Source organism: Microbacterium sp. NPDC058021 (assembly GCF_042885955.1).
GTDB lineage: Bacteria > Actinomycetota > Actinomycetes > Actinomycetales > Microbacteriaceae > Microbacterium.
This window is the reverse complement of record NZ_JBHVRF010000004.1, coordinates 15,449-39,920: the sequence shown is the minus strand read 5'-3', so window position 1 is coordinate 39,920 and position 24,472 is coordinate 15,449. Positions and strand designations below refer to the sequence as shown.

Genomic DNA, 24,472 nt, shown 5'->3' with positions numbered 1-24,472 from the left:
CCGCGATAGCGGCCGCACGGGCGAAAGGCCGCGAGGCCGGGGGCATCACGCCGCCCGGCCCCGCAGCGGTCTGTCACGCCCCGTCGTGCTGGGCGCGGACGAGGTCCACGACCTCCTCGTACTTCGGGGAGTTCATGAAGTTGTCCACCGAGACGTGCACCGCGTTCGGCGTCTTCTGGCGGGCCCGGTCGGTGAGCTGGTTCTGCGTGATGACGAGGTCCGCGGAGGAGTCGAGGTTCGCGATCGCCTTGTTGACGACCGTGACGTCCTCGATGCCCGCCTTCTTGATCTTGTTGCGCAGGACGCTCGCGCCCATCGCCGACGACCCCATGCCGGCGTCGCACGCGAACACGATGTTCTTGATCTCGCGTTCGGTCATCACCGCCGGCTCGACGCCGCCGCCGGCCTCGGTCGCCGCCCCGCCGCGCAGGTTGCTCAGCGCATCGGAGGACTTGCCCTTGGCGGCCTCGGTCTGGGTGATGGCCTCACCGAAGGCGTCGTCGGTCGCCGCCATCGCCGCCAGATCACGCTTGCGGGAAGCCCGCAGGATCAGCGCCGCGATGACGAACGTCACCGCCGCCGAGAGGATCACCGACAGGATCACGGCCACATACGCCCCCGATGCCGTCTGCGCGAGGACCGCGATGATGCTGCCCGGTGCCGCAGGGGCGCGCAGCGCCCCGCCCAGGAGCATGTTGGTGGTGACGCCGGTCATGCCACCGCCGATGAGGGCGAGGATGAGGATCGGCTTCATGAGGGCGTACGGGAAGTACACCTCGTGGATGCCGCCGACGAACTGGATGAGCGCGGCGCCGGGGGCCGAGGCGCGCGCGGCGCCGAGACCGAAGAACGCGAACGCGAGGAGCAGACCGAGCCCCGGACCGGGGTTGGCCTCGAGCAGGAACAGGATCGACGAGCCGTCCTCCGCCGCCTGCTGGACGCCGAGCGGAGTGAGCACGCCGTGGTTGATGGCGTTGTTGAGGAACAGCACCTTCGCCGGCTCGATGAGGATGCTCGTCAGCGGCAGCAGGTTCAGCTCGACGAGCCAGTTGACCGCGTTGCTGAGGATCTCCATGAGGCCGTTGACGAGCCACGCGATCGGGTAGAACCCGACGATGGCCATGACGAAGCCCCAGATGCCGGCGGAGAACATGTTGACGAGCATCTCGAAGCCCGCCTTGATCTTGCCCTCCCACAGGCTGTCGAGCCACTTCATCGTGTACGCCGCCAGCGGGGCCATGATCATGGCGCCGATGAACATGTGCACCTGGCCGAGCTGGTCGGCGCCCTCGGGCAGCGACGCGTTGAAGTTCGCGATGAGCAGGTCGGAGCCGGCGATCGCACCCATCGTCGCGATGGAGGCGACGACGCCGCCGCGCACGCCGTAGACGATCGTGCCGCCGGTGTAGGCGATGATGAGCGGCAGCAGGTAGTGGATGAAGGGGCCGACGATCGTGGACAGGTCCGCGTTCGGCGTGAAGCCCGCCTCGATGAAGAAGGCGGTGAAGATACCCCACGCGATGAGCGCGGGGATGTTCGGCATGATCATGCCGGAGAGGAAGGTGCCGAAGCGCTGGACCCCGACCCTCACCGTGTTGCCGCCCGCTGCGGGCGTGGACGTCGTTGTCATGACTGTGTCTCCTTCTCTCGGGTTGCGGACTGTTGAGCCGCGAGGCGTGCTCCGGCCGCGTCCTCCGCGGTCAGGGCGGCGTCGGCGATGCGTTTCGCATCGTCGAGGGTGTAGCTGAGCAGGCTCGCGCGGACGTCCGCCAGCGCGGTGGGGGCCATCGAGAGCGTCTTGGCTCCCAGCCCCACCAGCACGACGGCCAGCAGCGGATCGGCCGCCGCCTCGCCGCAGATGCCCACCGGCTTGTCGTTGGCGGCGCCGGCCTCGCCGACCTCGCGGATCAGGCGGAGCACTGCGGGGTGCCACGGGTCCTGGAACGCGGCGACCGAGCCGAGCAGGCGGTCGGCCGCGAGGGTGTACTGGGTGAGGTCGTTGGTGCCGATCGAGGCGAAGTCGGCGATCTGGAGCACCTTGTCGGCCAGCAGCGCCGACGAGGGCACCTCCACCATGACCCCGGCCGTCTTCACGCCGTAGTCGCGGGCGATCTCGGTGAAGTACCGCGTCTCCTCGACGGTGGACACCATGGGGGCCATGACCCAGAGGTCAGCCTCCGTCGCGGCATCCGCCTGCGCCAGCGCCGTCAGCTGCTCGCGCAGGATGTCCTCGCTCGCGCGGAGGGCGCGCAGGCCCCGCAGGCCCAGCGCCGGGTTCTCCTCGTGCGCGTCGTTGAGGAATGCCAGCGGCTTGTCGGCGCCGGCGTCGAGCACGCGCACGACGACCTTCTTGCCGGGGAAGGCGGCCAGCAACCTGGTGTACGTCTCGCGCTGCTGCTCCACGGTGGGGGCGGAGCTGGAGGAGAGGAAGAGGAACTCGGTGCGGAACAGCCCCACGCCCTCGGCGCCCAGCGCGACGGCTTCCTCGGCGCCCTCGGGCTTGCCGAGGTTGGCCAGCAGCGGCACCGGGGTGCCGTCGGCCAGGGCGCCGGGGGTGATGGGGGCGGATGCCGCAGACGCGCGGGCGTCGGCACGGTTCTGCGCCCGGGCGAGGTCCTCCCCGCTCGGCGCGGTGGTGACGACCCCCGCCGCGGCATCCACGATCACCATCTCGCCGTCGGCGAGGTCCTTCGCACCCACCGCCCCGACGACTGCGACGATCGACTTCTCGCGGGCCAGGATCGCGGTGTGGGAGGTGGGGCCGCCCTCGGTGGTGACCAGCGCCAGCACCTTGTCCAGGTCGAGCAGGGCGGTGTCGGCGGGAGCGAGGTCCTTCGCGACGAGCACGAACGGGTGCCCGGGGTCGGGGACGCCGGGGGCTGCCACACCGCGCAGGTGCGCGATGACCCGCTGGGCCACGTCGTCCAGGTCCGCGGCACGCTCGCCCAGGTAGCCGCCCATGGCGGTCAGCTGCTCGCGGAACGTCGCGAATGCGTCGAACACGGCGAACTCCGCGGTCTTGCCCTGCGCGATGCGCGAATCGACCTCGGTCAGCAGCGACGGGTCCTCGGCCATCATGGCCTGCGCCTCGAGCACGTCCCGGGCGGCGCCGCCGGCCTTCGCGCCACGCTGCTCGAGCTCGCGGGCGACAGCGGTCACCGCCGTGCGCGCACGCTCGCGCTCCGCCTCGGGCTCCTGCTCGCTCGCCGTGTCGGCGGGGGCGGGCAGGGGCTCGGCCATGCGCGCGACCGGTCCCTGTGCGACGCCCAGTCCGATACCCACTCCGCGCAGTTCACTCATGATGTCTCCTTCGTCGGTCATTCGGAGTCGAAATCGGTCGCCAGCAGCTCGGCGAGGGCGTCGAGAGCGGCCTCGGCGCCCTCCCCGTCCGCGGTGAGCGTGACGTAGTCGCCGCGCTCCACCCCCAGTGCGATGACGCCGAGGATGCTCGCGGCGTTGGTGGGGGTGCCGGCATCCTTGGAGATGGTGATCGGGATGCCGGCGTCCTTCGCCGCCTGCGCGAAGAGCTTCGCGGGGCGCGCGTGCAAGCCGTGCGACGAGCCGACGCGGACCGTGCGGGTGAGCGGGGTCATGACGGTTCCCTTTCCTTCAAGGCCTCTTGCACGAACGCGAGGGTACGGGTGCCGTCGCGGTCGCTGAAGATGTCTGCGGGGAGGAGCACCACCGCGGTGCCGCGCTGGTCGGCCTCGTGCTGGATCCGGTCGAGAGCGTGCGTGAGGTGAGGGCCCACCAGCACGACGTCGGCCGCATCCAGATCGATCGGCAGCGATTGCTCGGTGCCGGCGAAGGCTGCATACGGCAGGCCGTGATCACGCGCCGCGTGACGTACGCGTTGCGCGACGAACGTACTGGACGCGCCCGCTCCGCACACGACGAGGATCCTCATCGACCTTCCTCCCTGCTTCCTCCATTGTTGTGACAGGACTGGGAGCGGACAACCAGGGTTGCTTCCGCAGGGGCGGAAGACGGCGACACGCGTGGTTGACTGGGTCTCAGGCTTCAGGCGTATTCGGGGGATCACGTGACACGAGCAAGGCAGGATCGTCTGCTCATGCTGCTCACCCGCGACGGCCAATGGCGCACGGCGGCGACCATCGCCGACGCGCTGGGGGTCACCCCGCGCAGCGTCCGCAGCTACGTCACCGCCATCAACGCCCGCGTGCCGGGCGGGACGGCGGTGGAGTCCGGCCCGCAGGGCTACCGGGCGGGCGCGGATGCCGCGGCGGCGCTGCGCGCCGGCACCGAGACGAGCACGCCGCGCGACCGGCTGCACTCGCTCGTGCGGATGCTGCTGGACGAGGACGACGGCATCGACGTGTTCGACACCGCCGACCGGCTGCACGTGAGTCCCGCGACCATCGACGCCGACCTCGCGCGCGTGCGGGGTCTCCTCGGCGGCACCGAACTCACGCTGGAGCGCTCCGCCTCGCGGGCCCGGCTGCGCGGCACCGAGGCCGCCCAGCGCCGGCTGCTCAGCAGGCTCGCGCACGACGAGATGGAGGCAGGCTCCTTCGACCTCGAGGCGCTGCGGCGCACCCTCGGGAGCCGGTCGATCGGTGCGCAGGCGTTCGGGCCGTTCAAGTCCGAGCTCGTCGCGGGACTCGGGGACCTCGGCTACTTCGTCAACGAACTCGGCATCGCCGATGTCGTCATGCACATCGCCATCGCCGCCGACCGGGTCGCGCGCGACCGGGCGCTGGACGGCGGCGGGCCCGAGGGCGACGCGGCGCGGGCGGAGATCAGCGCGCTGATCGACCGGCTGAGCGTCGCGCACCTGGGGATGAGTCTCGGCGCGGGCGACCTCGCGCACCTCGCGACGCTCATCCTCACCCGCATCGTCGCGCCCGGCGAAGGCCCCGCCGACCGGGCGCGCGAGAGACTGGACCCCGAGGTGGAGAAGGTCGTGCGCGAGGTCGTGCAGGCCGCGGCATCCGAGTTCCTCGTCGACATCGCCCACGAGGACTTCGTGCTGCGCCTGGCCCTGCACGTGCAGAACCTGCGCCACCGCGCCCGGGAGCAGGCGTGGTCGCGCAATCCGCTCACCCGGTCGCTCAAATCGACCTACCCGATGATCTTCGAGGTCGCCGTCTTCATCGCCAGCGGCCTGGCGGACCGCCTGGACATCCCGCTCATGGACGACGAGATCGCCTACATCGCCATGCACGTCGGCGGGCGCCTGGAGCGCAGCCGCCGCGCCGATCAGCTCCTGACCGCGACGATCGTGTGCCCCGGCTACTACGAGCTGCACGAGCTGCTGCGCTCGAGCGTGGACCGCTCCCTCGGGCAGGCGGTGGAGGTGGTCGGTGTGGAGACGCGGGCGGATCCGGATTGGGCCGGCATCCAGACCGACCTCGTGCTCACCACGATCGACCCGCCGGCGCCGGGGGAGCGGATCGTGCGCATCCAGCCGTTCCTCACCGATGCCGACGTCGAGCGCGTACAGGCCGCGGCGGGGCGCGTGCGGCGCGGGCGGCGCCTGGCGCGGCTGCGGGCGGAGCTCGAGCGCTATTTCTCCGCCGGTGCGTTCATCCGCGGTCTCGACGGCGATGCCGACGAGGAGGCCGTCATCCGGCGTCTGGGGAGCCTGCTCGTGGCCGACGGCGTGATCGACGACGACTACGTGCAGCGCACGATCGAGCGGGAGCGGCTGTCGTCGACGGCGTTCACCGATTCGCTGGCGGTGCCGCACGCGCTGGGGATGACCGCGACCCGCACCGCGATCGCGATCGGCATCGCCGAGCCGTCGATCCCGTGGGGCGATGGCCGCGTGCAGGTGGTGGCGTTCACCGCCTTCTCCGAGAGCGACCGCGCGGCGTTCCAGACGGTGTTCGAGCAGTTCGTCGAGGTGTTCAGCGAGCGCGAGAGCGTGCAGCGGATCGTGCGCCGCGGCACCGACTTCGCCTCGTTCCTGGACGAGCTGGTCGCCGTCATCGACGGCTGACCCGCTCGTCCGCCCCGGTTCGGGGCGCGTATCGGGCACCGGGGCCGTCTCGCCTGGGTCTGGGGCGGGTACTGGGTAGCGGGTCGCCGTCTCGCGCGGGTTTGGGGCGCGTATCGGGTATCGGGTCACGTCCGCGCGGGTTCGGGGCGCGTATCGGGTATCGCGTCGCCGTCCCCGCCGGTTGGGGCGCGTATCGGGTTCGGGATCGTGGCCGAGATCACCGAGGGGGCAGGATGCCGAAGGCAGCCAGACGCTCCCCGAGCACTGCGGCGGTGCGCACATGCGGCCAGCCCCATCGGGCGTAGCGGCGTTGCGTGGTGCCGCGGATCCAGTCCTCGCGCTGCTTCTCGGCGTCGAAGACATCCGCGCGGGAGCGGCCGTCCAGCATCCGGCCGTCCACGTACTTGATCGATCCATCGAATTCCCCGAACGCATCGGCGTCGTCGAGGCCGATGTCGACGAAGAAGCTGCCCCCGGAGGGCGAGGGGACGGCGACCTGCAGGCGTATCCGGCGGAATCCGAGCTCGACGAGCCGGATCCGGCTGATCGTCTCACCGGGCAAATGCGCGCGACCGTCGGCGAACTCCAGCACGCGTTCGGCTCGGCGCAGTCCGTGCGCGCTGGCACGCACGATCTGGAGCACAGCCGCGCGGAACTCTCGGGCGCCCGCGAGGTCGTACATCCCGTCGCGCGGCGCGAACAGGGTGTGCAGCGCGGCATCGGCTGAAGTCACAGCCTGCTCGAACGTCGCAGTGCGGGCCATGTCCGCCACCGAGCGGGGCATGCTCGTGCACAGCAGGCCGTCGACCTCGACGACGTCGGACCCGAGTTCGCCCCGATGCCGCACGACCCCATGCGCCGCGCCCGGTCTCCCGTCGGCTGCGATGACGTGCACGCGGTCGTCGCGCGCCCGATACAGGGGCTGCCGGTGCAGGGCCAGCGCCGTCTCGTAGGCGAACACGGGTCGCGTCGACGCGACTGCGGCGAGTGCGTGTGCCCGAGCGACGATGCGGCGCTCGGGGCGTGCATCGCGCCAGTCGCCGGTGTGGACGTACACCCCGCGCCGCAACCGCACGAGAGTGCCGCCGGCGGCGGATGCCGCGATCTGGCGACCCGACAGCCCGTGGCCGTGGAGCTGTTCGCGCGTCATCAGGCGGAGGTGTTCGGTCATCCTCCGAGCATCCGCGCTCAGCGGTCCACATGGTGGCGCGCTCCCGGCGGATGGGGAGGACACGCCGAAGAGCCGGGCTGTGGGGGAGCCGTGACGCCCGCCCAGCGGATCGCGAGCCTCTGGCGGGGTTCGGGGCGCGTATCGGGTGATGACCCGGGGTCTGGCGGGGTTCGGGGCGCGTATCGGGTGATGACCCGGTGTCTGGCGGGGTTCGGGGCGCGTACCGGGTAACCAACCCGTGTCTGGCGGGGTTCGGGGCGCGTACCGGGCGACGCGCCGGCATCCGGGCGACGCGCCGGCATCCGGGCGTCCGGAGGGGAGGGCTCAGCCGCGCGCCAGCCGCTCCTGGAGATTCAGCCGCACGGCGGGCCACTCGTGGGGGAGGATCGAGAACACCACGGTGTCGCGCAGGGTGCCGTCGGGACCGAGGCGGTGGTTGCGCAGGATGCCGTCCTGTTTCGCGCCCAGCCGCGCGATCGCCGCGCGCGACTGCCGGTTGTGCCAGTGGGTGCGAAACTCCACCGCGATCGCCTCGCACGTCTCGAACGCGTGGCCGAGCAGTAGCAGCTTCGCGGCGGTGTTCACCGCGGTGCGCTGCGCGGCGGGCCCGAGCCAGGTGTGGCCGATCTCGACGTGCCGGTTGGCCTGATCGATGCTGCAGAACGTCGTCTCGCCCACGGCGATTCCGCCGCGCACGACCGCCCACGGGTTCATCTCACCGGCGTCGCGCATCTCGAGCCGCCGGGCGATGTCTGCGGGCACGTCGGCCGGGGCCGGCACCGAGGTGTACCAGGCGTGCTCGAGCCCCACGGATGCCGCGGCGAGGTCGACCGCATGCTCCGCGGTCAGCGGCTCCAGTCGCACGTGGCTGCTCTCGAGGGTGATGGGGGCGGTCAGCTGCATCCCCTGAGCGTATTGCCCCGGCATCCGCCCGCGTGCCGCCCGCCGCCGCAGGGTGCTCAGCGCGTCTCGTGCGTCTCGTGCGTCTCGTGCGTCTCGTGCATCGCGGCATCGACGGCGGCCGCCGCCGCAGTGGGGTCGCTCGCACGGGCGGCCTCCCGCGCCGCCTGCACCGCGCGCCGACCGACCGGCAGCCACACCGCGGCCGCGACGACGATGAAAGTGAGGATGCCGGTGGCCACCAGGAGCACTTCGATCGGCACGACGTCGGCGAGCGGGCCGAGCACCGACATGCCCAGCGGCATCGCGACGGCCATGACGATCCCCACGAACCCGAACACGCGGCCTTGACGCTCCGGTTCCACTGTCTCCTGCAGGAGGGTGAACGACGGCGTCGAGAAGAACGGCACGGCGAGTCCGACGAGGAACATGAAGCCGAAGAAGAACCAGATGTTGGGAGAGAGCCCCATGCCGATCGCCAGCAGCCCGAACACGAACGCCGAGGACACGATGAGGCCGATACGGCTGCGCTTGGCGAAGAACGAGGCCACCACGATGCCGCCGAGCATCATGCCCACGCTGAAGGCGACCTCCAGCACCGCGAGGTTGACGACGTTCTGCTCCTCGCCGGCGTCGAACGAGCGCACCAGCATGAGCGGCGTGAGGTTGGAGGGGGCGACGGTGAGCAGGAAGATGATCGCGAACAGCACCAGCAGCCAGCGCAGGAACGCGTGGTGCGCGACGTAGCGCACGCCCTCGACGAGGTCGGCGAAGTACCCGGTCTGGGTGTCGGAGGCCCGGCGCACCGCGGTGACAGGGACGAACGCCAGCAGTGCGATGCCGATCGCGGCGGTGACGACATCGATGAAGAAGATCGGGATGAGCGAGGCGGCCGAGGCGCCCCACACCGACGCCGACCACGCGAACAGGGCGCCGGCGACGGCCGGGGCGAGCAGGGCCATGGCGGACTGGATCGACCCGTTGATGCCGTTGATGCGCATGAGGTTGCGCGTCGGCGTGATCTGCGGGATGAGCGCCGAGACGGCGGGCGTCTGGATGCCGGCGCCGGCGGAGCGGATCGCGAGGGTGAGGAAGATGAGCCACACCCCGTCGTAGCCGGTCATCATCATCACCGCGAGGGCGAGGGTCGTCAGCGCGATGGCGGCATCGGCCCCCATGATGAGGAACTTGCGGTTGTGCCGGTCGGCCCACACTCCGCCGAAGATCGACACGATCGCCTGCGGCAGGAACCCGAAGATCGCCGCGAGCGCCATGATGTCACCGCGCTGGTAGGTGATGGTGAGGTACCAGAACACCGAGTACTGCACGAGCATCGAGCCGAGCAGGCTCACGGTCTGCCCGCTCAGGAACAGGACGACGTTGCGCAGCCAGTGGGGGGCGTCCACCGGGGCGTCGACGGCCGGGCCCGCGTTCGGCGGCGCTGTGGGCGCACCGGATGCCGCGGCCTCCGAGACGGGTGTCCCGGCGGCCGCGGCATCGGGGTCGCGAGTCGGCTCTCCTGCCGCGTGGCTCGTGGTGTCCTCGTCCCGCATCCGCCCGCCCCTTTGTGGTCGTCGCGATATATCGCGAGTAGGGAGACTAGCACGGACTCCGGACGCTCACTCCGCCGCGACGAGCTCCCTCGCGCCGGCCTCGAGCGCCGCCAGGCGCGCGCGTGCGTCCGCGGCGGAATCGCCCCGGACGTCGAGGTAGGCCTTGAGCTTGGGCTCGGTGCCGCTCGGGCGCACCACGACGCGCGATCCGTCGACGAGCCACAGCCGCAGCACATCGCCCGGCGGCAGGTCGTCGACACCGTCGAGCAGGTCGTCGATGCGCTCCACCGCGACCGTGCCGACCGCCTGCGGGGGCTCTGCCCGCAGCCGCGCCATGATGCGGCCGATCACCGAGACATCCTCCACCCGCAGCGACACCTGCCCGCTCGCGAAGAACCCGAACTCCTCCTGGAACTCCCGCAGCAGGTCGGCGGCCGTCGCCCCGCGGCCGCGGGCCTCCGCCACCAGCCCCAGCATCGCGACGGCGGCCGAGATGCCGTCCTTGTCGCGCACCGTCTCGGGGTTCACGAGGTAGCCCAGTGCCTCCTCGAACCCGTAGACGATGCCGGGGGCGCGGGAGATCCACTTGAAGCCGGTGAGGGTCGCGTGCGAGCTCAGCCCGTACCGCTCGGCGACGACGGCCAGGCCCGGGGAGGAGACCAGCGAGCACGCGAGCGATGCCTCTCGGCCCGCGCCCGCCGCCGCTGCCAGCCGCGCCGCGCGCCAGCCCAGCAGCAAGCCGACCTCGTTGCCGGTGAGGGGGCGCCAGCCGCCCGCGACGTCGTCATCCGGAACGGCCACGGCGAGGCGATCGGCATCGGGGTCGTTGGCGATGACGAACTCCGCACCCACGTTGCGCGCCGTCTCGAACGCCAGGTCCATCGCCCCCGGCTCCTCCGGATTCGGGAAGGCGACGGTGGGGAACGTGCCGTCGGGCTCGGTCTGCGCCGTCACGAGCGCGGGGGCGGGGTAGCCGGCACGCTCGAGGATCTTCGACAGCGTCTCCCAGCCCACGCCGTGCATGGCGGTGTACGCCCACGTCATGTCCTCGATGCCCGCGGGCGCCGGGGACACCGCCGCCGTCGCCGTGATGTACGCCTCGACGACGTCTTCGGAGGCCGTCTCGTAGCCGTGCGAGCGGGGGACGGATGCCAGATCGCCGGCATCCGCCACGCGCTGGATGTGCGCGGCGATCTCGGCGTCGGCCGGCGGGACGATCTGCGCGCCGTCGTCGGCGCCGCCGAGGTAGACCTTGTAGCCGTTGTCGTCGGGCGGGTTGTGGCTCGCGGTGACCATGACACCGGCATCCGCGCCGAGATGACGCACGGCGAAGGCGAGCACGGGCGTCGGCAGCAGGCGCGGCAGCAGGATGGCACGCAGGCCGGCCCCGGCGAAGACCTCCGCGCTGTCGCGGGCGAAGACGTCGGAGTTGCGCCGGCCGTCGTAGCCGATGACGACGGTGGGCGGGCCGTCGGGTCCGGGCGTGGCGAGGAGGTACGAGGCCAGGCCCGCGGCGGCCTGCATGACCAGCACGCGGTTCATGCGGTTGCTGCCGGCGCCCAGGCGCCCGCGGAGCCCCGCGGTGCCGAACGCCAGGCGCGTGGTGAAGCGGTCTGCGAGCTCGGCCGAGGCGGACGCGTCACCGGCATCCGCTGCGGTGAGGAGCTGTTCGAGCTCGGCCCGGGTGACGGGGTCGGGATCCTGCGCGAGCCACGCGCGCGCGGCGGCGATCGGATCGATCACGGCGGCGGCTGCCCGGTCGCTCACAGCGACCCGATCACGCGGGCCAGCAGCGACGAGATGACCGGCTCGGCGGCCTGACCGGCCTCGAGCACCTCACCGTGGCTGAGCGGGGTGGCCTGGATGCCGGCGGCCATGTTGGTGATGAGGGAGAATCCGAGCACCTCCATGCCGGCCTGGCGCGCCGCGATCGCCTCGAGCGCGGTGGACATGCCCACGATGTGGCCGCCGATGGTCGCGGCCATCCGCACCTCGGCCGGGGTCTCGTACTGCGGGCCGCGGAACTGGCAGTACACGCCCTCGTCGAGGGTGGGGTCGATCTGCCGGGCGATGTCGCGCAGGCGCGCGGAGTACAGGTCGGTGAGGTCGATGAAGGTGGCGCCTTCCAGTGGCGAGGCGCCGGTGAGGTTGATGTGGTCGCTGATCAGCACCGGCTGACCGGGTTTCCAGGTGTCGCGGATGCCGCCAGCACCGTTGGTCAGCACCATGGTGCGGGCGCCGGTCGCGGCGGCGGTGCGCACACTGTGGACGACCCGGCGCACGCCGTGCCCCTCGTAGAAGTGGGTGCGCGCGCCGATGACGAGCACGTTCTTGCCGCCCGCGGTGCGGACGCTGCGCAGCGTCCCGACGTGACCCTCCAGCGCCGGCTTGCTGAAGCCGGTGACCTCCGTCGCGGGGAACACCGCGGTCGTCTCGCCGATGAGTTCGGCGGCCTTGCCCCAGCCGCTGCCGAGGGTGAGGGCGATGTCGTGGCGCTCGACACCCGTGATGCGGGCGATGTCGGCTGCGGCATCGGCGGCCACGCCGAACGGGTCGGTGGCGGGGTCGTCGAGGGGATGGGAGGTCGTGTGTGACATGCCCCCACTTTAGGAACTCGGATGCCGCGGGGCCAGCAGCGCGGCCTCGGCAGGTGATCGCGCCCTGCGAGAATGGAGGCATGTCGTTGAGTTTCGAGCGCACCCAGTCCGTCGCCGTCCTCGGGGGCGGCCCCGGCGGCTACGAGGCGGCGCTCGCCGCCGCGCAGCTGGGCGCTGCCGTGACCCTCGTCGAACGCGCGGGCGTGGGCGGGGCGGCGGTCATGACCGATGTCGTGCCGTCCAAGAGCCTCATCGCCACCGCCGACGCGGCGGTCGCCATCTCGCAGGCCGGCGACCTGGGTGTGCAGCTGTTCGCCCGGGGTGCCGACGGCAAGCCGCTCAAGCCCGAGATCGCCATCAACCTCGCCGCCGTCAACAAGCGGCTGCTCGCCCTCGCGCGCCAGCAGTCCGACGACATGCGGGCGACCCTCGTCGAAGCCGGCGTGCGCATCGTCGCCGGCCACGGGCGCCTCGACGGGCATCACGCCGTCGTCGTGTCGACAGGACCCGCCGGCACCGACTTCGACCGCATCGAGGCCGACACCCTCGTCGTGTCGGTCGGGGCGTCGCCGCGGGAGCTGCCCAGCGCCAAACCCGACGGCGAGCGCATCCTCACGTGGACGCAGCTGTACGACATGAAGTCCCTTCCCGAGCACCTCATCGTCGTGGGATCCGGCGTCACCGGCGCCGAGTTCGCCGGCGCCTACATGAACCTGGGCGCACGGGTGACCCTCGTCTCCAGCCGCGACCACGTGCTGCCGGGCGAGGACCCGGATGCCGCGGCAGTGCTGGAGCGCGTGTTCAAGCGCGGCGGGATGCAGGTGCTCTCCAAGGCCCGCGCCCAGAGCGTGGAGCGCTCCGGCGACGGGGTCGTCGTCACCCTCGCCGACGGGCGCACCGTGGAGGGGAGTCACTGCCTCATGGCTGTCGGCTCCGTCCCCAACACCGCGGGTGTGGGGCTCGAGGAGGCCGGTGTGCAGCTGACCGACTCGGGGCACATCCGCGTCAACCGCGTGGCCCGCACGTCGGTCCCCAACATCTACGCCGCCGGCGATTGCACGAGCTTCATGCCGCTGGCATCCGTCGCCTCCATGCAGGGGCGCATGGCCGTCTTCCACGCGCTCGGCGACGCCGTCATCCCGCTCGAGCGCCGCCGCATCACGGCGAACATCTTCACCGCGCCCGAGATCGCCACCGTCGGCTGGCAGCAGGCCGACATCGAGGCCGGGCGCATCAACGGCAGCGTGCACAAGCTGCCGCTGGCGGCCAATCCCCGGGCGAAGATGATGGGCGTGCGCGACGGGTTCGTGAAGATCATCGCGCGCCAGGGCAGCGGCGAGGTGCTCGGCGGCGTGATCGTCGCCCCGCGTGCGTCGGAGCTCATCTACCCCATCGCGATCGCCGCCGAGCGGCGCCTGACCGTCGACCAGCTCTCCCGCGTGTTCGCGGTGTACCCGTCGCTGTCGGGGTCGATCACCGACGCCGCCCGCGCGATGCACGTCGTCGACCGCACGGCCGACGCCGACGCGTAGCCGCGCGCGCTGCGGCGCGCTTCGGTCGTCGCGTTCGGCCCTGCCGCGCCGCGTGTGGGGGACGTTTGCGACGCCCGAACGCTGCGGGCGGGCGGATGCCGCGGCGCGGCGCGCTTCGGTCGTCGCGTTCCGTCCTACGCGGCGCGTGTAGGGGACGTTTGCGCCGTCCGAACACACCGGCGCGGGCGACGAGCGCCCGCCCGCGCGTCAGCTGATGGTGAGGAGCAGGTGCCCCGCGGCCACCGTCGTGCCCGGCTGTGCGTCGATGCCGCCGATCACGCCGTCCTTGTGGGCCTGGATGGGCTGTTCCATCTTCATGGCCTCGAGCACGACGACGAGGTCGCCCTTGACGACCTGCTGACCATCACTGACGGCGACCTTCACGATCGTCGCCTGCATGGGGCTGGTCACCGCGTCGCCGGAGGCGCCCGCCACGACGGTCGTGGAGTGCGTGCGCCGTGACGGCGGCACCGCGACGGGCCGGCCGACGCGCGCGGGCGAGGCCACGATGCGGTCGGGCAGGCTCACCTCGAGGCGCTTGCCGCCCACCTCGACCACGACGGTGTGCCGCTGCTCGCCGGCATCCGGCGCCTCGGCCTCGCCGTCCCACGGCGCGATGTCGTTGTCGAACTCGGTCTCGATCCAGCGGGTGAATACGCCGAATTCGCCGTCCACGGCCGTGAAGGCGGGGTCGCGCACGACGCGGCGGTGGAAGGGGAGCACGGTGGGCATGCCCGCGACTTCGAACTCGTCCAGGGCACGGCGGGCGCGTTCCAGCGCCTCCGCGCGGTCGCGTCCGGTGACGATGATCTTGCCCAGCAGCGAGTCGAACGCGCCCGAGACGACATCGCCGGCGGTCACGCCGGAGTCCAGGCGGATGCCGGGGCCGCCGAACGTCTTGAAGACGTGGATGCGGCCGGGCTGGGGGAGGAAGCCGCGGCCCGGGTCCTCGCCGTTGATGCGGAACTCGATCGAGTGGCCGGTGGGCTCGGGGTCGACGCCGTCGAGCAGGCCGCCCTCGGCCAGGCGGAACTGCTCGCGCACCAGGTCGATGCCGGTGACCTCTTCGGACACCGGGTGTTCGACCTGCAGGCGCGTGTTGACCTCGAGGAAGGAGATGGTGCCGTCGGCGCCGATGAGGAACTCGCACGTCCCCGCGCCGACGTAGCCGACCTCCTTGAGGATCGCCTTCGACGAGGTGTACAGCACCTCGTTCTGCTCCGGGGTGAGGAACGGTGCCGGCGCCTCCTCCACGAGCTTCTGGTGCCGGCGCTGCAGCGAGCAGTCGCGCGTGGAGACGACGACGACGGTGCCGGCGGCATCCGCGAGGCACTGCGTCTCGACGTGCCGGGGCCTGTCGAGGTACTTCTCCACGAAGCACTCGCCGCGACCGAAGGCGGTGATCGCCTCGCGGGTGGCCGATTCGAACTGCTCGGCGATCTCGTCGAACGTGCGGGCGACCTTGAGGCCGCGGCCGCCGCCGCCGTACGCGGCCTTGATGGCGATCGGAAGGCCGTGCACCTCGGCGAACGCGATGACCTCGTCGGCGTTGGAGACCGGGCCGGGGGTGCCTGGCGCGAGCGGCGCGCCCACCTTCTCGGCCACATGGCGGGCGGTCACCTTGTCGCCCAGCGCCTCGATGGCCTCCGGCGACGGGCCGATCCACACCAGTCCCGCGGCGATGACGGCGCGGGCGAACGCGGCGTTCTCGGCGAGGAAGCCGTAGCCGGGGTGCACCGCGTCGGCGCCGGTGCGCCGTGCGACGGAGAGGATCTTCTCGATCGACAGGTACGTGTCGGCGCTCGTGGCGCCGTCCAGGGCGTAGGCCTCGTCGGCGAGGCGGGCGTGGAGGGCGTCGCGATCCTGGTCGGCGTAGACGGCGACGGAGGCTTTGCCGCAGTCGCGCGCCGCGCGGATGATGCGTACGGCGATCTCGCCGCGGTTCGCGACGAGCACCTTGGCGATAGCAGGCATGGATGTCAGCCTACCCACGCTGCGGGGCCCTCCTTTGGATCCCCCGCACAAGAAAGTCCGCGAAAGGTTTGCCGATGTCTACGAGCGGTTCCACAGGGCGGGCCACGCGACGCCCAGCTCACGCGCCAGACGGCGCACCGTGGGAAGGGACATCCCCACGACCGTGGACGGGTCGCCGGCGACCGCATCGATGAACGGGCCGCCGAGACTGTCGATCGTGAACGCCCCCGCGACGTGCAGCGGTTCACCGGTGGCGACGTAGGCGGCGATCTCGTCGTCGTCGATGTCCGCGGCGAAGGTGACCGATGCCTCGGCGACGGCGTACGCCTCGCGCGGCGGCTCGTGCGGCGTCACGCGCACGACGCTGTGACCGGAGTGCAGGATGCCGGTGCAGCCCCGCATCGCCGTCCACCGGGCGATGGCGGCCTCGGGCGTATAGGGCTTGCCGAGGATCTCCCCGTCCAGCTCGAACATCGAGTCTCCGCCGATCACGAGGCCGTCGAATCCCTCGGCGGCGACGCGCTCCGCGACGTCGGCGGCCTTGCGGCGCGCGAGCAGCAGCACATGCTCCCCGGCATCCAGCACCCGCCCCTCCGATTCCTGCACCTCGGCGATCACGGCGTCCTCGTCGACGTCGGGGGCGAGGGTCTCCGGCTCGATGCCGGCCTGGCGCAGCAGCATCAGACGGGCGGGGGAGGTGGAGGCCAGGCACACGCGCATCGTCCCAGCGTAGAGGCGGTCACAGCCGGGTGTGCGAGCATCGAAGGATGGCTACACCCCTGGGGTCTGCGGACGCCCTCATCGATCTCGACGTCACTGATGTCGCCCACGGCGGCGTGTTCGTCGGCCGCCACGAAGGGCGCGTCGTGTTCGTGCCCGATGCCCTGCCGGGGGAGCGGGTGCGGGTGCGACTGACCGACGTCGGCAAGGCCTCGTTCTGGCGTGGCGAGGTGCTGGAGGTGCTGGATGCCTCCCCGCACCGCCGTCCGCACATCTGGCGGCAGGCCGACGTCGACGTCGACCCCGCCGAGCGTCCCGGCGGCGCCGACTTCGGCCACATCGAGCTCTCCCACCAGCGCACGCTCAAGGCCGAGGTCCTCTCCGACGCGCTGCAGCGTTTCGGCGGCCTCGAGATGCCGGTGACGGTCGCACCGGTCACCGCCGACGGCGTGGACCGCGCCGGGACGGCCGACGACGACGGCACGCGCTGGCGCACGCGGCTGAGCCTGCACGTGGATGCCGATGGTCGCGTGGGCCCGTACGCCGCGCGCAGCCATCGCGTCGTCACCGTCGAGGACCACCCGCTCGCCGCGCCGGAGATCGAGCGCGTGGCGCTGGAATTGAGCAGTGGCGAACCGGGGCGGATCGACCTGGTGCTGCCGGCGGACGGTCGTGTGCGCGTGCTGGCCCGCCCCGAGCACCACCACCGCGCCGGCGGACGCCGCCTGCGGGGTGGCAGCGCTGCGAAGCACCCGGCGGCGAAGAACTCCAACCCGATGCGCGAGGTCGTCCTCGAGCGGGTCGGCCAGCGGGAATTCCGCGTGGATGCCGGAGGCTTCTGGCAGGTGCACCGCTTCGCCGCGACGGCGCTCACGCAGCTGGTCTCCGAGCACCTCGGCCAGGCGCAGCCCGACGGTCTCGACCCCGAGGCGCTGCACCTGGACCTGTATGGGGGCGTCGGCCTGTTCGCCGCCGCGCTGGCCGACATCGGCGGCCCTCGCACCCGAGTGCTCAGCGTCGAGTCCGACTCCCGCGCGACCGAGCACGCCGGTGAGAACCTCGCCGAATGGGTCGGTGCCCGCGCCGAGACCGGCCGCGTCGACCGCTGGCTGGCCAGGTGGAGCGAGGAGGCCTCGACGCGCGACCGCGACCGGCTGGCGCGCGGAGCGGTGGTGCTCGACCCGCCGCGCTCGGGCGCCGGGCGCGAGGTCGTCGAGGCGATCGCGGGACTCGCACCGCAGACCGTCGTCTACGTCGCGTGCGATCCGGTGGCGCTCGCGCGCGACCTCGCGACCTTCCGGGATGCCGGATATGCGGCATCCCGCATCGACGCGCTCGATCTGTTCCCGCACTCGCATCATGTCGAGGCCGTGGCCACGCTCATCCGCGAGGACACGCAGCGATAACATGACGAGCATGATCCGTGTGGCGCTCATCGACGACCACGAGTCGGTCCGACTCGGGCTCGAGGCCGCCTGCCTGCGCGCCGCGACGAAGGACGTCGTCTTCTCCGGCAGCACCGTCACCGAGTACCTCGACTGGCGCCTGTACAGCCGGGAGGCGCCGGCAGACGTGGTGGTCCTGGACCTCACGCTCGGCGACGGCACGACCGTCACCGAGAACGTCTCGCGTCTGGTGGGCGACGGTTCGAGCGTCATCATCCACAGCGTCGCCGACCGGCCCGCGACGGTGCGCGAAGCACTGTCGGCCGGGGCCGCGGGTGTGATCAGCAAGGCGAGCCGCATCGATGAGGTCGTCGACGCGATCCAGACCGTCGCCGACGGCCACCCCCTCGACAACGTCGAGTGGGCCAGTGCCGTCGACGGCGACCGGGCCTTCGCCGACGCGCAGCTCTCGGCGCGGGAGCGGGACGTGCTGCGGCTGTATGCCGCAGGCCTGCCGCTGAAGGTCGTCGCCGACCGCCTCGGGGTGGCGTACTCCACCGCCAAGGAGAACATCACCCGCGTGCGGTACAAGTACGTGGAGGTCGGCCGCCCCGCCCCCACGAAGGTGGACCTGGCGCGGCGCGCCATGGAAGACGGACTGCTCACCAGACCTTCCGAGACCCCCGGTGCCTTCTGAGACCAGCCGCCGTGTGCTGGCCGAGGCGCACGGCACGTTCGGTCACACCGCCGACACGGCAGCGGGGATGGCGACGTTCACCCGCGCGCGGGTCGTGCGGTTCACGACGCTCGCCGTGGGAGCGGGCTGCATCGCCCTCGGCGCGCACGCGCTGCTGACGGCGCTTGCCTCCACCGAGGAGCACGCCGACTGGCGCACGGCGCTCATGATCGTGGTCTTCGTGCCGCTGGCCGCCATGATCGTGGCGTGCCTGGTCGGACGAGGCGTGCATCTGGCAGCGGGGGTGTTCGCGGTGGCGTACCCCATCGCCCTGCTGGCGTGGCCGCTGGCCACGGCGGGATCCCACCCCTCACCCGAGGACGGGCCGTGGATCTGGCTGCTGCTGAACATCGCCACGGTCGCCGCCGTGCTGGCGTTCCCGTTCCCGCTGCAGATCGCGTGGACGGTGCTCGTGCCGGTGCAGTACGGGGTCGTGCGGCTCGCGCAGGCGGGGTTCGACCCCGAGTTCTGGGCGCCGGTCACCCTCGATGTCATCTACGCCATCATCCTCGGCGCCGTGCTGGTGACGATCGACCAGGTCTACCGGGCCGTGGCGACACGGGTCGACCAGGCGAGGGTGGATGCCGTCGCCTCGTACGCCGCAGCGGCCGCCGCGGACGCGGCCGAACGCGAGCGCGTCGCGGTGGCCGCCCTCATGCACGACAGCGTGCTGGCGGCGTTGATCGCAGCCGAGCGGGCCGAGTCGCCCCGCGAGCATGCGCTCGCCGTCGCCATGGCCCGCGAGGCCCTCACCCGTCTCGCCAACGCCGAACAGGACGTCGGTGAGGGGCCCGATGCCCCGATCGGGGTCGGGGAGCTCGTCGAGCGTCTCGAGCGCGGCGCGCGCGAGGTGGGGATCGACCTGCACGTCGACCGGATCCTGGCCGACGAGACCCTGACCATTCCCGGCCGCGTCGGGCGCGCCCTGGTGCTGGCCGCCACCCAGGCCGTCGCGAACGCCGTCGAGCACGCCGCCTCCGCCGGGCTCGAGGTGTCGGTCTCCGACGGTGACGCGCGCGGCGGCGTCGTGATCGTCATCCGTGACCACGGCAGCGGGTTCGACCTCTCCACCGTCCCCGACGACCGCCTGGGCATCCGCGCCTCCATCTACGCCAGGGTCGCCGCCGTCGGCGGCGAGGCCCATGTGGCGCCCACAGCACGCGGCACCACCATCACGCTCGAGTGGAGCCCGCCGGTATGACCCTCAACCCGCGCTTCGTGCTGTCCGCCCTCGGGGTGGCCTTCACCGCCTACCTCGGCCTCGGCTGGCCGTGGTGGGACGACGGCTTCGACGCTCCGTGGACCGTCACGGTCTTCGCCGTCGCCCTGTACCTGGTGACGTCGTGGATCTGCATCTTCTGGGAGGGCCGGCGCGAGCGTCCCGCCCCCGAAGAGCCGGAGGACCCCGCGATCGCGGGCAGCGGCGGCCGGGTCGACGAGGACACCAGCACGGTCGCGGTGCAGTCGTTCATGACCTCGGGGGTCAGCGGCCCCACCGTCGCGCCGGCATGGGTGGCGGCGCTGGCACTCGTGACCGCCGCCGTGCTTCCCTCCCTCATCTGGGCCAACGTCGACGTCGCCGCACGGCAGCTGCCGTACGCCACGTGGACGATCGGGGCGATCGGCGCCCTCATGACGATCGTGGTGGTGCGCCGGCGCCCCGTGGTCGCCTGCATCGGCATCGTCCTGCTGGGTCTGCAGGGGGCGCTGTGGATCGGCCTCGTGCCGACGCTGTCGCTCGGGCTCGTCGGGTCGGCGATGTGGACCGCCGTCGCCCAGCTGCTGATGTGGTCCACCGATCGGGCTTCGCGGGAGAGCATGCAGCTCGAACGACTGCAGCGTGCGGCATCCGAATGGCTCGCCTCGCAGGCCGGACGCCAGCGGGAACGGCGCGTGCAGGTGCGCCGCGCCCTGGCGGTGGCCGGTCCCGTGCTCACGCGCACCATCGCCGCCGGCGGCGACCTCGCCCCGCACGAACGTGAGATGGCGCGCCTCGCGGAGGGGCGGCTGCGCGATGAACTGCGCGGTCGGCGTCTGCTCGACGACGATGTGCGTGGCGTGCTCGAGGCGGCGCGACAGCGCGGTGCGAACGTGACCGTGCTCGACGAGGGCGGCCTGGACGGTGTGGGCGAGCGCGAATTGCGCGTCGTGCGGGCCGAGCTCGCCGAGGTGCTGCGCAACGCCCGTTCCGAGCGCATCTATATCCGCACCGCGCCGCACGACACGATCGCGGTGACGGTGGTCGGCCGCTCCCGCGCCGACGGCGAGGACACCGTGGACCTCTGGCAGGAGATCGCGCTGCCCTCTCGGGAGCACTGAGCCCGAGTCGCGCGGGTGCCCGTGGGCAGAGAAAAGGCGAGGGGCGGCGAAGCCGCCTGCCCCTCGCCTTGCGGAGCGGTTACCCGAAAACCACTCCGCAGGGGGTCGATTCCCGGATCCGAAGAACGAAGCGGGTCGACCGACGCAGAATTGCGTTCAGCACACTCAGTATCCGTCGGTGGCAAGACGGGTGTCTGTAGGTATTTTGGGGGACACCGCGCCGCGTGTCAGCGGATGCCGCGACCCCAGCCCGCGTCGCGATCGAACGGGCGGCGCAGGCCCCGCGCGGACAGCTCCCATCCGGGGCGGACGGGCGGATCCTCGACGACGGCGGTCGCGGCCTCCCGGGCGTACGCCTCGGTGACCACGGCGACCACGGCGGCCAGCTCCTGGTCGTCGGGCGTGCCGCGGCGCACGTCGACGCGGATCGGGGCGGGGGTGTCGGAGGTGCTCACAGCGGGATGTTCCCGTGCTTCTTCGGCGGCAGGCTCGCGCGCTTGCCGCGCAGCGACCGCAGCGCCTTCGCGACCGACACGCGCGTCTGGGCCGGCTCGATGATGCCGTCCAGCTCACCCCGCTCCGCCGCCAGGAAGGGCGAGGCCACGTTGTAGGTGTACTCGGTGGCCAGGCGCGTGCGCACGGCGGCCACGTCCTCGCCGGCGGCCTCGGCGCGCTTGATCTCCCCGCGGTAGAGGATGTTGACCGCGCCCTGACCGCCCATCACGGCGATCTCCGCCGTCGGCCAGGCGAGGTTCACGTCGGCGCCCAGCTGCTTGGAGCCCATGACGATGTAGGCGCCGCCGTAGGCCTTGCGCAGGATCACCGTCACCAGCGGCACGGTGGCCTCGGCGTAGGCGTACAGCAGCTTCGCGCCGCGGCGGATGACGCCCGTCCACTCCTGATCGGTGCCGGGGAGGTATCCCGGCACGTCGACGAGGGTCACGATCGGGATGGAGAACGCGTCGCAGAATCGCACGAAGCGGCTGGCCTTCTCGCCGGCTTCGATGTTGAGGGTGCCGGCCATCTGGGACGGCTGGTTGGCGATGATGCCGATCGTGCGTCCCTCCATGCGCCCGAACCCGATCAGGATGTTCGGGGCGAACAAGGGCTGCACCTCGAGGAAGTCCCCGCCGTCCACGAGGCGCGAGATGACCTGGTGCATGTCGTAGGGCTGGTTCGCGGAATCGGGGATGAGGGTGTTCAGGCCCCGGTCGGCATCCGTCGTCTCCCACTCGAACTCGTTCTCATAGCGGGGCAGCTCCGCCATGTTGTTGTCCGGCAGGAAGCCGATGAGCGTGCGCGCGTAGTCCAGCGCATCGTCCTCGTCCTCGGCGAGGTAGTGCGCGACGCCGGAGCGGGTGTTGTGCGTGTGGGCGCCGCCCAGCTCCTCCATGCCGACGTCCTCGCCGGTGACGGTCTTGATGACGTCGGGGCCGGTGACGAACATCTGGCTGGTCTTGTCGACCATGATCACGAAGTCCGTGAGCGCCGGGGAGTACACCGCGCCGCCGGCGGCGGGGCCCATGATGATCGAGATCTGCGGGATGACGCCGGAGGCGGCGGTGTTCAGTCGGAAGATCTCGCCGTACTTGCCGAGGGCGACGACCCCCTCCTGGATGCGGGCGCCACCGGAGTCGAGCATGCCGATGATGGGCATGCCGCCGCGCAGGGCGAACTCCATCACCTTGATGATCTTGTCGCCGGCCACCTCTCCCAGCGAACCGCCGAAGGTGGAGAAGTCCTGCGCGTACACCGCGACCGTGCGGCCGTGGATCGTGCCGGTGCCGGTGACGACCGAGTCGCCGTAGGGCCGCGAGCGTTCCATCCCGAACGCGGTCGTGCGGTGGCGCACGTACTCGTCGAACTCGACGAACGAGCCGGGGTCCACCAGCAGCTCGATGCGCTCTCGCGCGGTGAGCTTGCCTTTGGCGTGCTGCTTCTCGCGCGCGGCGATCTCCGCGTCGAGCACCGCCTCCTGGTAGCGGTCGCGGAGATCCGCGATCTTGCCGGCGGTCGTGGAAAGGTCGGGCTGATCCGTCACCGTTCCACACTACCGATGACACACCCGGGGGAGTTGGAGGGTGCGCACAAGGGGTTGCGGCATTCGCTGTGGAAACCGGCCTTCGGCGTAGGGTGTCGCCATGACGCTCCCCACCGAAGGCTTCCCGCAGGCCGCGGCCGTCTCACCGCGGCTGCAGGTCATCGAATCCACCGGCTCCACCAACGCCGACCTCGTCCGCGACGTGCAGCGCGACCCCGCAGGGCACCCGCACCTGTCGGTGCTGTTGACCGACGACCAGCGTGCCGGCCGCGGTCGGCTCGACCGCCACTGGACGACGCCGCCGGGCACGGCCCTCGCGGTGTCCGTGCTGCTGCGCATCCCCACGCTGCCGGACTTCGCCCGCGGGTGGATTCCGCTCATCGCGGGGACCGCCATGACGCGCGCGATCGCCGACGCGCTGCGCGGACGGTCGCACGAGGTGCGCATGAAATGGCCCAACGACGTGCTGCTGGACGGGGGCAAGGTGTGCGGCATCCTCGCCGAGGCGGTGCCCGGGGAGACCGGAGCGGTCGTCGTCGGGGCGGGCGTGAACACCACGATGACCCCTGTCGATCTGCCCGTGCCCACCGCGACCTCGTTCGCCGCGGTGGGGGTCACCGTCGACCTCGACGATCTGCTGGCACGGTACCTGCGCGAGCTCGACCGGCTGCTGGGCGCGCTCGTTGCCGCGGGCGGTGACGCCGCGGCATCCGGGGTGCGCCAGGAGGTGTCCGAACGGTGCGACACCCTCGGCCGGGACGTCTCGGTGGCGATGCCCGACGGTGGCGTGCTCGTGGGACGCGCCGTGCGGCTGGACGCGGACGGGCGTCTGGTGGTCGAGGTCGCGGGGGTGGAGTCCGTGGTCTCCGCCGGCGACGTCGTGCACGTGCGCTGAGCACCGCTTCGGGCGCGCCACACCGCCGAGGTCGCCGCGGCCCGACACAATGGTCGTGTGACCCAGCCGATGAGCTTCGCGGGGCGCCCCCTCACCCCGGCGCCCGGTGCGCCCACGCCTGAACTGCGGGTCGCGCGGCTGCGCGGCCACGCCCGGCGCATGGTGTGGCCGGCTCTCGTGCTCATCGCCGTGGCCGGTGCCGTCGGGTTCTACTGGGGCAATCTGCCGGCGCCCTTCGAGGATTGGATGCTGCCGACCGCGGCCGCGGCGATCGTGCTGCTGCTGGTCGTGCTGCCCTTCCTCGCGTGGTTCTCCCGCACGTACACGATCACCACGCGCCGCGTCATCGCGCGCTCCGGGCTGCTGACGACCCACCGCAACGAACTCACCCACGCACGCGGCTACGCGATCCGCGAGCGCCGCGGTCCGCTGCAGCGGCTGTGGGGCGCAGGCACCCTCATCCTCGTCAACGGCGTCGACGCACCGCTGGTCATGAAGAACATCCCGGCCGTTTCGCTCGTGCACGAGGTGCTGGCCGACCAGGTGGAGGTGAGCCAGATCCTCGCCCACCGAGACTCCCACGCCATTCCCACCGTCGCGCACGATCCCGGACCCCCGCCGCCGCTGCCCGGTCGCTGACCCGGTCGCGCGCGCGGCGATGCCGATGCGCGAAGATGAAGGGGACGG

At 71.9% G+C, this 24,472-nt stretch carries 21 protein-coding genes; 8 read left to right on the top strand and 13 right to left on the bottom strand.

All coding sequences use genetic code 11. The annotated features are described in order from the left end of the window. Nucleotides 1–73: 73 nt before the first annotated feature. Genes ACFVR6_RS09430 through ACFVR6_RS09415 form a run of 4 tightly spaced genes read right to left on the bottom strand, consistent with a single transcriptional unit; the run spans nt 74 to nt 3,907 of the window. Nucleotides 74–1,630 (bottom strand): PTS mannitol transporter subunit IICB, encoded by a 1,557-nt coding sequence (locus ACFVR6_RS09430; RefSeq protein WP_386961796.1) that lies wholly within the window; start codon nt 1,628–1,630, stop codon nt 74–76. Beyond that, nucleotides 1,627–3,300 carry a phosphoenolpyruvate--protein phosphotransferase gene (gene ptsP, locus ACFVR6_RS09425; protein ID WP_386961793.1) on the bottom strand — a complete coding sequence of 558 codons (1,674 nt, stop codon included), beginning with the start codon at nt 3,298–3,300 and terminating at the stop codon, nt 1,627–1,629. The genes ACFVR6_RS09430 and ptsP overlap by 4 nt, the downstream gene beginning before the upstream one ends. A 17-nt stretch (nt 3,301–3,317) precedes the next feature. Then, the gene (locus tag ACFVR6_RS09420) at nt 3,318–3,593 is read right to left on the bottom strand and encodes an HPr family phosphocarrier protein (protein WP_386961790.1); all 276 of its coding nucleotides are present in this window, start codon (nt 3,591–3,593) and stop codon (nt 3,318–3,320) included. Beyond that, nucleotides 3,590–3,907, bottom strand: a complete 318-nt coding sequence (locus tag ACFVR6_RS09415; RefSeq protein WP_386961787.1) for a PTS sugar transporter subunit IIB — start codon at nt 3,905–3,907, stop codon at nt 3,590–3,592. The genes ACFVR6_RS09420 and ACFVR6_RS09415 overlap by 4 nt, the downstream gene beginning before the upstream one ends. Before the next feature lie 165 nt (nt 3,908–4,072). Here ACFVR6_RS09415 and ACFVR6_RS09410 point away from each other — a divergent pair, with 165 nt between their 5' ends. Next, the gene (locus ACFVR6_RS09410; RefSeq protein ID WP_386962845.1) at nt 4,073–5,962 is read left to right on the top strand and encodes a BglG family transcription antiterminator; all 1,890 of its coding nucleotides are present in this window, start codon (nt 4,073–4,075) and stop codon (nt 5,960–5,962) included. Between the two features lie 217 nt (nt 5,963–6,179). Here the strand turns inward: ACFVR6_RS09410 and ACFVR6_RS09405 are convergent, their stop codons facing one another. From ACFVR6_RS09405 to ACFVR6_RS09385, 5 genes are all read right to left on the bottom strand, one after another. Next, nucleotides 6,180–7,133 carry a hypothetical protein gene (locus ACFVR6_RS09405; RefSeq protein WP_386961784.1) on the bottom strand — a complete coding sequence of 318 codons (954 nt, stop codon included), beginning with the start codon at nt 7,131–7,133 and terminating at the stop codon, nt 6,180–6,182. Nucleotides 7,134–7,457: 324 nt separating this feature from the next. Further along, nucleotides 7,458–8,036 (bottom strand): GNAT family N-acetyltransferase, encoded by a 579-nt coding sequence (locus ACFVR6_RS09400; RefSeq protein WP_386961781.1) that lies wholly within the window; start codon nt 8,034–8,036, stop codon nt 7,458–7,460. A gap of 56 nt (nt 8,037–8,092) precedes the next feature. Next, nucleotides 8,093–9,586 (bottom strand): MFS transporter, encoded by a 1,494-nt coding sequence (locus tag ACFVR6_RS09395; RefSeq protein WP_386961778.1) that lies wholly within the window; start codon nt 9,584–9,586, stop codon nt 8,093–8,095. A 66-nt stretch (nt 9,587–9,652) separates the two neighbouring features. Further along, nucleotides 9,653–11,353, bottom strand: a complete 1,701-nt coding sequence (locus ACFVR6_RS09390; RefSeq protein ID WP_386961775.1) for a phospho-sugar mutase — start codon at nt 11,351–11,353, stop codon at nt 9,653–9,655. Further along, complete coding sequence (locus ACFVR6_RS09385; RefSeq protein ID WP_386961772.1) at nt 11,350–12,183, bottom strand: purine-nucleoside phosphorylase; 834 nt, start codon at nt 12,181–12,183, stop codon at nt 11,350–11,352. The genes ACFVR6_RS09390 and ACFVR6_RS09385 overlap by 4 nt, the downstream gene beginning before the upstream one ends. 80 nt (nt 12,184–12,263) lie before the next feature. On the opposite strand from ACFVR6_RS09385, the gene ACFVR6_RS09380 reads away from it, so the two are divergent. Next, a complete protein-coding gene (locus ACFVR6_RS09380; protein WP_386961769.1) occupies nt 12,264–13,715 on the top strand; it encodes an NAD(P)H-quinone dehydrogenase in 1,452 nt (483 codons plus the stop codon). A gap of 207 nt (nt 13,716–13,922) precedes the next feature. On the opposite strand, the gene ACFVR6_RS09375 is transcribed toward ACFVR6_RS09380, so the two are convergent. Together ACFVR6_RS09375 and ACFVR6_RS09370 are read right to left on the bottom strand one after the other, a co-directional pair. Continuing rightward, on the bottom strand, nt 13,923–15,689 hold the full coding sequence (locus ACFVR6_RS09375) for an acetyl/propionyl/methylcrotonyl-CoA carboxylase subunit alpha (RefSeq protein WP_386961766.1): 1,767 nt from the start codon (nt 15,687–15,689) through the stop codon (nt 13,923–13,925). A gap of 78 nt (nt 15,690–15,767) precedes the next feature. After that, on the bottom strand, nt 15,768–16,409 hold the full coding sequence (locus ACFVR6_RS09370; RefSeq protein ID WP_386961763.1) for a Maf family protein: 642 nt from the start codon (nt 16,407–16,409) through the stop codon (nt 15,768–15,770). 47 nt (nt 16,410–16,456) lie between these two features. On the opposite strand from ACFVR6_RS09370, the gene ACFVR6_RS09365 reads away from it, so the two are divergent. From ACFVR6_RS09365 to ACFVR6_RS09350, 4 genes are read left to right on the top strand one after another with little or no spacing between them, the layout of a single operon-like run. Beyond that, nucleotides 16,457–17,815, top strand: a complete 1,359-nt coding sequence (locus ACFVR6_RS09365; protein ID WP_386961760.1) for a class I SAM-dependent RNA methyltransferase — start codon at nt 16,457–16,459, stop codon at nt 17,813–17,815. 10 nt (nt 17,816–17,825) lie between these two features. Further along, on the top strand, nt 17,826–18,491 hold the full coding sequence (locus ACFVR6_RS09360; RefSeq protein ID WP_386961757.1) for a response regulator transcription factor: 666 nt from the start codon (nt 17,826–17,828) through the stop codon (nt 18,489–18,491). Continuing rightward, nucleotides 18,481–19,731 (top strand): sensor histidine kinase, encoded by a 1,251-nt coding sequence (locus ACFVR6_RS09355; protein ID WP_386961754.1) that lies wholly within the window; start codon nt 18,481–18,483, stop codon nt 19,729–19,731. Before ACFVR6_RS09360 ends, ACFVR6_RS09355 begins: the two co-directional genes overlap by 11 nt. After that, entirely contained in the window at nt 19,728–20,849 is a 1,122-nt protein-coding gene (locus ACFVR6_RS09350) for a hypothetical protein (RefSeq protein ID WP_386961751.1), read from the top strand. The genes ACFVR6_RS09355 and ACFVR6_RS09350 overlap by 4 nt, the downstream gene beginning before the upstream one ends. Before the next feature lie 227 nt (nt 20,850–21,076). Here the strand turns inward: ACFVR6_RS09350 and ACFVR6_RS09345 are convergent, their stop codons facing one another. After that, complete coding sequence (locus ACFVR6_RS09345) at nt 21,077–21,304, bottom strand: acyl-CoA carboxylase epsilon subunit (protein ID WP_386961747.1); 228 nt, start codon at nt 21,302–21,304, stop codon at nt 21,077–21,079. Next, nucleotides 21,301–22,890 (bottom strand): acyl-CoA carboxylase subunit beta, encoded by a 1,590-nt coding sequence (locus tag ACFVR6_RS09340; protein ID WP_386961744.1) that lies wholly within the window; start codon nt 22,888–22,890, stop codon nt 21,301–21,303. Before ACFVR6_RS09340 ends, ACFVR6_RS09345 begins: the two co-directional genes overlap by 4 nt. A gap of 100 nt (nt 22,891–22,990) precedes the next feature. On the opposite strand from ACFVR6_RS09340, the gene ACFVR6_RS09335 reads away from it, so the two are divergent. Next, a complete protein-coding gene (locus ACFVR6_RS09335; RefSeq protein WP_386961741.1) occupies nt 22,991–23,785 on the top strand; it encodes a biotin--[acetyl-CoA-carboxylase] ligase in 795 nt (264 codons plus the stop codon). Between the two features lie 57 nt (nt 23,786–23,842). Continuing rightward, entirely contained in the window at nt 23,843–24,424 is a 582-nt protein-coding gene (locus ACFVR6_RS09330) for a PH domain-containing protein (RefSeq protein ID WP_386961738.1), read from the top strand. Nucleotides 24,425–24,472: the final 48 nt, after the last annotated feature.

Bases quoted from the DNA above. Each gene is read 5' to 3' on its own strand.
- ACFVR6_RS09430 (WP_386961796.1), bottom strand. From the start codon at position 1,630: ATGACAACGACGTCCACGCCCGCAGCGGGCGGCAACACGGTGAGGGTC.
- ptsP (WP_386961793.1), bottom strand. From the start codon at position 3,300: ATGAGTGAACTGCGCGGAGTGGGTATCGGACTGGGCGTCGCACAGGGA.
- ACFVR6_RS09420 (WP_386961790.1), bottom strand. From the start codon at position 3,593: ATGACCCCGCTCACCCGCACGGTCCGCGTCGGCTCGTCGCACGGCTTG.
- ACFVR6_RS09415 (WP_386961787.1), bottom strand. From the start codon at position 3,907: ATGAGGATCCTCGTCGTGTGCGGAGCGGGCGCGTCCAGTACGTTCGTC.
- ACFVR6_RS09410 (WP_386962845.1), top strand. From the start codon at position 4,073: ATGCTGCTCACCCGCGACGGCCAATGGCGCACGGCGGCGACCATCGCC.
- ACFVR6_RS09405 (WP_386961784.1), bottom strand. From the start codon at position 7,133: ATGACCGAACACCTCCGCCTGATGACGCGCGAACAGCTCCACGGCCAC.
- ACFVR6_RS09400 (WP_386961781.1), bottom strand. From the start codon at position 8,036: ATGCAGCTGACCGCCCCCATCACCCTCGAGAGCAGCCACGTGCGACTG.
- ACFVR6_RS09395 (WP_386961778.1), bottom strand. From the start codon at position 9,586: ATGCGGGACGAGGACACCACGAGCCACGCGGCAGGAGAGCCGACTCGC.
- ACFVR6_RS09385 (WP_386961772.1), bottom strand. From the start codon at position 12,183: ATGTCACACACGACCTCCCATCCCCTCGACGACCCCGCCACCGACCCG.
- ACFVR6_RS09380 (WP_386961769.1), top strand. From the start codon at position 12,264: ATGTCGTTGAGTTTCGAGCGCACCCAGTCCGTCGCCGTCCTCGGGGGC.
- ACFVR6_RS09375 (WP_386961766.1), bottom strand. From the start codon at position 15,689: ATGCCTGCTATCGCCAAGGTGCTCGTCGCGAACCGCGGCGAGATCGCC.
- ACFVR6_RS09370 (WP_386961763.1), bottom strand. From the start codon at position 16,409: ATGCGCGTGTGCCTGGCCTCCACCTCCCCCGCCCGTCTGATGCTGCTG.
- ACFVR6_RS09365 (WP_386961760.1), top strand. From the start codon at position 16,457: ATGGCTACACCCCTGGGGTCTGCGGACGCCCTCATCGATCTCGACGTC.
- ACFVR6_RS09360 (WP_386961757.1), top strand. From the start codon at position 17,826: ATGATCCGTGTGGCGCTCATCGACGACCACGAGTCGGTCCGACTCGGG.
- ACFVR6_RS09350 (WP_386961751.1), top strand. From the start codon at position 19,728: ATGACCCTCAACCCGCGCTTCGTGCTGTCCGCCCTCGGGGTGGCCTTC.
- ACFVR6_RS09335 (WP_386961741.1), top strand. From the start codon at position 22,991: ATGACGCTCCCCACCGAAGGCTTCCCGCAGGCCGCGGCCGTCTCACCG.